Source organism: Streptomyces sp. NPDC060028 (assembly GCF_042736725.1).
Lineage (GTDB): Bacteria > Actinomycetota > Actinomycetes > Streptomycetales > Streptomycetaceae > Streptomyces.
Genome location: NZ_JBHWVJ010000082.1, coordinates 25692 through 32489, shown reverse-complemented (window position 1 = coordinate 32489; position 6798 = coordinate 25692). Strand labels below are relative to the sequence as shown.

General features: G+C 71.3%; 6 protein-coding genes. 3 read left to right on the top strand and 3 right to left on the bottom strand.

Translation table 11 applies throughout. The annotated features are described in order from the left end of the window. Window positions 1-105: 105 nt before the first annotated feature. Window positions 106-1275 carry a steroid 3-ketoacyl-CoA thiolase gene (locus ACFWBF_RS30160; protein ID WP_385607444.1) on the bottom strand — a complete coding sequence of 390 codons (1170 nt, stop codon included), beginning with the start codon at window positions 1273-1275 and terminating at the stop codon, window positions 106-108. Between the two features lie 265 nt (window positions 1276-1540). On the opposite strand from ACFWBF_RS30160, the gene ACFWBF_RS30155 reads away from it, so the two are divergent. Further along, complete coding sequence (locus ACFWBF_RS30155; RefSeq protein ID WP_385607442.1) at window positions 1541-2785, top strand: cytochrome P450; 1245 nt, start codon at window positions 1541-1543, stop codon at window positions 2783-2785. 310 nt (window positions 2786-3095) lie between these two features. On the opposite strand, the gene ACFWBF_RS30150 is transcribed toward ACFWBF_RS30155, so the two are convergent. Further along, window positions 3096-5138, bottom strand: coding sequence for a bifunctional glycosyltransferase 87/phosphatase PAP2 family protein (locus ACFWBF_RS30150; protein WP_385607440.1), 2043 nt, complete (start codon window positions 5136-5138; stop codon window positions 3096-3098). A 121-nt stretch (window positions 5139-5259) separates the two neighbouring features. Between ACFWBF_RS30150 and ACFWBF_RS30145 the strand changes: the two genes are divergently transcribed. Continuing rightward, window positions 5260-5607 carry an antibiotic biosynthesis monooxygenase family protein gene (locus ACFWBF_RS30145; protein WP_385607438.1) on the top strand — a complete coding sequence of 116 codons (348 nt, stop codon included), beginning with the start codon at window positions 5260-5262 and terminating at the stop codon, window positions 5605-5607. 59 nt (window positions 5608-5666) lie between these two features. Here the strand turns inward: ACFWBF_RS30145 and ACFWBF_RS30140 are convergent, their stop codons facing one another. Next, window positions 5667-6062: a nuclear transport factor 2 family protein gene (locus ACFWBF_RS30140; RefSeq protein ID WP_385607436.1), complete on the bottom strand. Its 396-nt coding sequence runs from the start codon at window positions 6060-6062 to the stop codon at window positions 5667-5669. Between the two features lie 278 nt (window positions 6063-6340). On the opposite strand from ACFWBF_RS30140, the gene ACFWBF_RS30135 reads away from it, so the two are divergent. Then, window positions 6341-6769, top strand: a complete 429-nt coding sequence (locus ACFWBF_RS30135) for a GNAT family N-acetyltransferase (protein ID WP_385607450.1) — start codon at window positions 6341-6343, stop codon at window positions 6767-6769. The last annotated feature ends 29 nt before the right edge of the window (window positions 6770-6798 follow it).

Below are 6798 nucleotides of genomic sequence, written 5' to 3'. Positions count from 1 at the left end.
GACCTCCCCAGGTCGGCCACCGGGGCCTTCTGTTTCCCATCCCACAGGGTCTTCGGAGCAGCGCCCGTATCCCGTATCCCGCTGCCGCTCCCGCCATCGCTGCCGCTACAGGCGCTGAATGATCGTGCCGGTCGCCAGCGCGCCTCCCGCGCACATGGTGATCAGCGCGAATTCCTTGTCGCGCCGCTCCAGCTCGTGCAGCGCGGTGGTGATCAGCCGGGCGCCGGTGGCGCCGACGGGGTGGCCGAGCGCGATGCCGCCGCCGTTGACGTTGACCTTCTCCAGGTCCTGGCCGAATACCTGCGCCCAGCTGAGGACGACGGAGGCGAAGGCCTCGTTGATCTCGACGAGGTCGATGTCCTTGAGGGACATCCCGGCCTTGCCGAGCACCGCCCGCGTCGCGTCGATCGGCCCGTCCAGGTGGTAGTGCGGGTCGGAGCCGACCAGCGTCTGCGCGACGATCCGGGCGCGCGGCTTCAGCTTCAGCGCGCGGGCCATCTTGCGCGAGGCCCACATCACGGCGGCGGCGCCGTCGGATATCTGCGAGGAGTTCCCGGCGGTGTGCACGGCGGTCGGCATGACCGGCTTGAGCCGGGCCAGCGCCTCCATGCTGGTGTCGCGCAGGCCCTCGTCGCGGTCGACGAGCCGCCACATGCCCTGCCCGGCGGCCTGCTCCTCCTCCGTCGTGGGCACCTGCACGGCGAAGGTCTCGCGCTTGAACCGCTCCTCCGCCCACGCGGCGGCGGCCCGCTGCTGCGAGAGCACGCCCAGCGTGTCGACGTCCTCGCGGGTCAGGCCCCGGTGGCGGGCGATCCGCTCGGCGGCCTCGAACTGGTTCGGGAGGTCGACGTTCCACTCGTCCGGGAAGGGCTTGCCGGGGCCGTGCTTGGAACCGGAGCCCAGCGGCACCCGGCTCATGGCCTCGACACCGCAGGCGATGCCGATGTCCATGACGCCGCCGGAGATCATGTTGGCGACCATGTGGTTGGCCTGCTGGGAGCTGCCGCACTGGCAGTCCACGGTCGTCGCAGCGGTCTCGTACGGGAGTCCCATGGCGAGCCAGGCATTGCGAGCGGGGTTCATCGACTGCTCGCCGGCGTGGGTGACGGTGCCGCCGACGATCTGCTCGACGCAGTCGGGCTGGATGCCCGTACGGGCGAGGAGTTCGCGGTAGGTCTCGCCGAGCAGGTAGGCGGGGTGAAGGTTGGCGAGTGCGCCCCCGCGCTTGCCGATGGGGGTGCGTACGGCTTCGACGATGACGGGTTCCGCGGCCATGAGCTCGTCCTCTCCTGCGTAGCGCAGCGCACAGCGCGCCTCGCGCGCCTCGGCTGGCGGGCCGTCCCGGCGCCCCGCCCGAACTAGTACGCGTTCTAGTTCTCCCCGCAGTCTTATGACCAGAAGGCCCGGTACGCAAGGGTCTTGCACGTGGCTTACACGGATTCCACACGCAACAGTTGACGCGGGGGCCCTTGTCACTTCTGGAACTCGTTACTACCTTCAAGCCACCATCTGATGGGCCGTCAGACTTTGGAGTCGCCCGATGCCCTGCCCCGTGCTGCCCGAAGGCTTCGACGCCACCGACCCCGATCTGCTCCAAGACCGGGTCCCCTTCCCGGAGTTCGCGCAGCTTCGGCAGACCTCACCCGTGTGGTGGTGCCCGCAGCGGCGGGGCATCACCGGCTTCGACGACGAGGGCTACTGGGCCGTCACCCGGCACGCGGACGTCAAATTCGTGTCCACGCACCCGGAGTTGTTCTCCTCCACGACCAACACGGCGATCATCCGCTTCAACGAGCACATCCAGCGCGAGCAGATCGACGCCCAGCGCCTGATCATGCTGAACATGGATCCGCCGGAACACACCCGCGTACGCCAGATCGTGCAGCGGGGCTTCACCCCGCGGGCCATCCGAGGGCTGGAGGACGCCCTGCGCGACCGGGCCGGCAAGATCGTCGCGCAGGCCGCGGCCGCCTCGGCGGACGGCAGCTTCGACTTCGTCACGCAGGTGGCCTGCGAGCTCCCGCTCCAGGCGATCGCCGAGCTGATCGGCGTACCGCAGAAGGACCGCACCAAGATCTTCGACTGGTCGAACAAGATGATCGCGTACGACGACCCGGAATACGCCATCACCGAGGAGGTCGGCGCCAACGCGGCGTTGGAGCTCATCGGCTACGCGATGAACCTGTCCGCCGAACGCAAGGAATGCCCGGCCAAAGACATCGTGACCCAACTCGTCGCGGCGGAAGGCCAGGGCAACCTCGGCTCGGACGAGTTCGGCATGTTCGTCCTCCTCCTGGCGGTCGCGGGCAACGAGACCACGCGCAACGCCATCAGCCACGGCATGCACGCCTTCCTGACCCACCCCGAGCAGTGGGAGCTGTACAAGGCGACCCGCCCGTCCACGGCCGCGGAGGAGATCGTGCGCTGGGCCACGCCGGTGGTGTCCTTCCAGCGCACGGCCACCCAGGACACGGAACTGGGCGGCCAGAAGATCAAGGCGGGCGACCGCGTGGGGATGTTCTACTCCTCCGCCAACCACGACCCCGAGGTCTTCGAGAACCCGGACGTCTTCGACATCACCCGCGACCCGAACCCCCACCTGGGCTTCGGCGGCGGAGGCCCGCACTTCTGCCTGGGCAAGTCCCTGGCCGTCATGGAGATCGACCTGATCTTCAACGCCCTGGCCGACACCCTGCCCGACCTGCGCCTGACCGGCGAGGCCCCCCGCCGCCTGCGCGCGGCCTGGCTCAACGGCATCAAGGAACTCCGGGTCAGCCACGGCTGACCCCGGCCCCAGGACGGCAGGGACCACCCCCACCCACGCCCCGGCCCCTGCCGCCCCTGGGCCCCATTCCAGCTCGGCCGAGCGCAATCCAGCCCGGCCGAGCCCATCCAGCCTCGCCGGCGTTTGAGGCGCGGGGCCCGGGGCAGAGCCCCGCAGCGCACCCGCACCCGTCAAGGCGGCGGCCCCGCCGAGCCCAATCCAGCCCCGCCGGCGCTTGAGGCGCGGGGCCCGGGGCAGAGCCCCGCAGCGCACCCGCACCCGCCCGGGCGGCGGCGGCGGCGGCGCAGGACCCGCTCCAGCCGCCGTACCCCTACCGCCCGCGCCCAGCGACCCGTACGAGCTCCGGCTCCGGCTCCGCCTCCCCCGCGACCCCACCCCTCCGCTGCCCCGGCAGCGTCACACTCAGCCGCCGCGGCCCGGAAAGCACGTACACGAGCCCGAAGCCGGCGGAAACGACAACCGCCCCGCCGACCGCGTCGAGCACCCAGTGGTTGGCGGTGGCGACGATCGCGCACACCGTGATCAGCGGGTGCAGCGCCCCGAGAAGCTTCTGCCACGCCTTCGGCGCGAGCGTCACGATCACGATCCCGCACCACAGCGACCAGCCGAAGTGCAGCGAAGGCATCGCCGCGTACTGGTTGGAGATCGCGGTCATGGCCCCGTACTGGGGATGGGCGAGGTCCTGCACCCCGTGCACGGTGTCGATGAACCCGAGATCGGGCATCAGGCGCGGCGGCGCGAGCGGGTAGAGCCAGAAGCCTATGAGCGCCAGCACGGTGGCCAGGCCCAGCGAGGCGCGCGCCCAGCGGTAGTCGCCCGGCCGGCGCCAGTACAGGGCCGCCAGGATCGTCAGCGGGACCACGAAGTGGAAGGAGGTGTAGTAGAAGTTGAAGAACCCCTCCAGCCAAGGCATCTTCACCACGGCGTGGTTCACGGCGCGCTCGATGTCGATGCCGAGCGCCTGCTCGATGCCGTGGATCTGGCTCCCGTTCGCCTCGGCGACGCTGCGGCTGGTCGGCGCGGCGGCCCGGATGTGGGAGTACAGCGAGTAGCCGACCCGTATCAGGAGCAGTTCCAGGAGCAGGTTGGGGCGCGAGAGCACGCGCCGCCAGAACGGCAGCAGCGGCACCCGCGACCACCGCGCGGCGGCGGGCCGCCCGTAGGCGGTGGGAACCGGCTCGCGCCAGTACGGCGAGGAGCGCTTCAGGAACGGCACCACGCAGGCGGCCGCCAGCGCGGCGAGCAGCGGCACGTTGTCCCGTACGGGGGCCAGCGCTGCCAGGTTGGGCAGCAGCACGTCGCTGGGCAGGGTCATGGCGAGCACCACGGCGACCGGCCACACGGGCCGGTCCGCAGCCCGCTTGCCGACCTTGCCGGCGACGGCGAGCAGCACCCACAGCAGCTGGTGGCGCCAGCCGGTCGGGGACACGGCGACGGCCGCGCAGCCGGTGATCGCGACGGCGAGCAGCAGCTGGCCGTCGCGGGCGTAGCGGGCGGCCCGGCTCAGGGCGAACCAGGCGATCCCGGCCGCGAGGGCGACGTAGAGCAGGATCTCGCCGGGACCGGTGAGGCCGAGCCGCAGCAGCGCGCCGTGCACGGACTGGTTGGAGAGGCTGTCGGGGGCGCCCCCGAGGCCGGTGCCGGCCAGGTGCTCGACCCAGTACGTCCACGAGTCGCGCGGCAGCGCCGCGAAGGACAGCGCGGTGGCACCGGCGAAGGTCACCGCGGCGGCGCGCGCGGTGGGGCGGCGCCCCGTCAGCCACAGCATCGGTGCGAAGAGCAGCAGGGCGGGCTGGAGGGCGGCGGCGAGGCCGATCAGGAAGCCGGACGGCCGCTCGCCGGGCACCCGGAACACCGCCAGCAGCACCAGCAGCACCGGCAGGACGGCGGTCTGGCCGGGCGAGGACGCCTCGCGCACCGGCAGCGAGACCATCATCAGCGCGACGAGCACGGGCGCGGCCAGCAGCGCGGTGCGCCGCGGCACGGGGTCGGGCAGGCTGCGCGCGGCCACGAGCCCTATGGCGGCGACGAACAGCAGGGTCACGCAGGTCCAGCCCACCTCCAGCGGGGGCGCGGCGAAGCCGACCAGCGGCTTCAGGACCAGCCCCGCGAAGGGGGTCCCGTTGAACTGGCCGGTGTCGTAGAGCGCCGCCGGCAGCCCGCCGGGGGAGCCGGGCATGTGGAAGTCGCTGAGCCACTCCCCCGGTGGCACGCGCAGCACGACGGTCGCCTGCCTCACGGCGAGCACCCCCGCCAGTGCCCACAGCAGGAGGCGTGCCGCCCCGAGCCTGCTGGTACCGCCTATGACCCCGGCATGTCCGTTCGCACCACTGTGCTCCGCCGCGTTAGCCACGCCTCGCCGGCCTCCCGCCGTGTTGACCGCAACCCTGACTTCGCCTGGCTGCCGCGCTTCATGCACCACTTGATTACCTGGGGACGACGATATCCTCCACTGGATACCTAGGATGGCGTGCATGAGCATCGTGAAGATCAACGCACTGACCGTCCCGGCCGAGCAGCGGGAGGTGCTGGAGCGGCGCTTCGCCTCGCGGGCGGGTGCCGTGGAGGGTTCCGACGGGTTCGAGTGGTTCGAGCTGCTGCGCCCGGTCGAGGGCACCGACCAGTACCTGGTCTACACGCGGTGGCGTTCCGAGGAGGACTTCCAGGCGTGGATGGAGGGCCCGATGAAGGCGGCTCACCAGGGTGGCCAGGGTGGCGGGGAGGCCGGTGGGGCTGCCGGGGAGCGTCCGAAGCCCGCGGCGTCCGGGTCGTCGGTGTGGTCGTTCGAGGTCGTGCAGCAGGCCGCGCCGAAGCAGGCGTGACACGGGAGGGTCCGGGGCCGTGGCCGACCTCGGACCCTCTCGCCCCCTGAGCCGGGGGCTCAGCTCCAGAAGGCGTCGCTCTCGTCGATGTCCGCGGTGCACTGGTCGATGTCGGTGATCTTGTGGCCGATGATGGTGAAGAAAAGGCCTTCGCGGATTTCGATACCGCGGTCGCCGCGGTCGCCGCGCGACGTGTGGACACTCATGGCGTGGCCGCGTCCGTCGACCATGACGGATTCCAGGTGGACCTGGAATGTCCCCTTCGTCTCCTCCCCGAGCCGGCGGTAGTAGTCGAGGACGGCCTCGCGCCCCTTGTGGTGCCCGGACATCGGGCTGTTGCCTGGTACGTGGTGGATGACGTCAGCCGTGAACAGCGAGCCCAGCGTCTCCATGTCTCCCTTGCCGAAGGCCTCGTAGCCGCGGCGGATCAGGGCACAGTCGGGATGCTCCGACATGGCGGTTCACACCCTCCCAGTGGGCGGATTGTCCTTTTTCCTATCATCGGCCCGCGCCTGTGGATATTCCAACGCGGAGGGCCCCTGGCGCGCTCCACAATGACGCCATGAACGCCATGGACGCGTACCCGATCAAGAACCAGACCGACATCAACCAGACCGACACCCACCCGGCCGACACCCACCCGGCCGGCACCCACCGGGCCGGCACCCACCGGGCGGCTGCGGGCACCTGGAAGGTCACCCCGGAGCTCGTCACGACCCCGGACGCGACGCTCCTGCGCCGCGCGTACTACGCCGAGGTCGCCGGCCGGTACTGGAACCGGTCCGTCACCGAGGCCGAGATCGACGAGGGGCTCGTCGACTTCCCGGACGAGGGGCTCCTGCCGCCGACGGGCCAGTTCGTGGTCGGGCGCCTGGGAGGCGCGCCCCTGGCGTGCGGCGGGATACGCCTGCTCGACCCCCTCACCGCCGAGCTCACCAAGGTGTACGTCGACCCGCGCACCCGCGGCACGGGCGGCGGGGCGGCGCTGCTGGAGGTCCTGGAGGAGGAGGCCCGCTCGCTGGGCGCCGAGCGGGTTCGGCTGGACACGAGGTCCGACCTGGTGGAGGCGCGGGCGTTGTACGCGCGCCACGGGTATGTCGAGATACCCGCGTACAACTCCGGCCCGTATGCCGAGCACTGGTTCGAGAAGCCGCTGGTCTGACGCCTGCCTGCCTGCCCGGGAAACGGGCG

What these genes read in the sequence shown, in the direction of transcription:
- ACFWBF_RS30160 (WP_385607444.1), bottom strand. Translation starts at nt 1,275, where the DNA reads ATGGCCGCGGAACCCGTCATCGTCGAAGCCGTACGCACCCCCATCGGC.
- ACFWBF_RS30155 (WP_385607442.1), top strand. Translation starts at nt 1,541, where the DNA reads ATGCCCTGCCCCGTGCTGCCCGAAGGCTTCGACGCCACCGACCCCGAT.
- ACFWBF_RS30145 (WP_385607438.1), top strand. Translation starts at nt 5,260, where the DNA reads ATGAGCATCGTGAAGATCAACGCACTGACCGTCCCGGCCGAGCAGCGG.
- ACFWBF_RS30140 (WP_385607436.1), bottom strand. Translation starts at nt 6,062, where the DNA reads ATGTCGGAGCATCCCGACTGTGCCCTGATCCGCCGCGGCTACGAGGCC.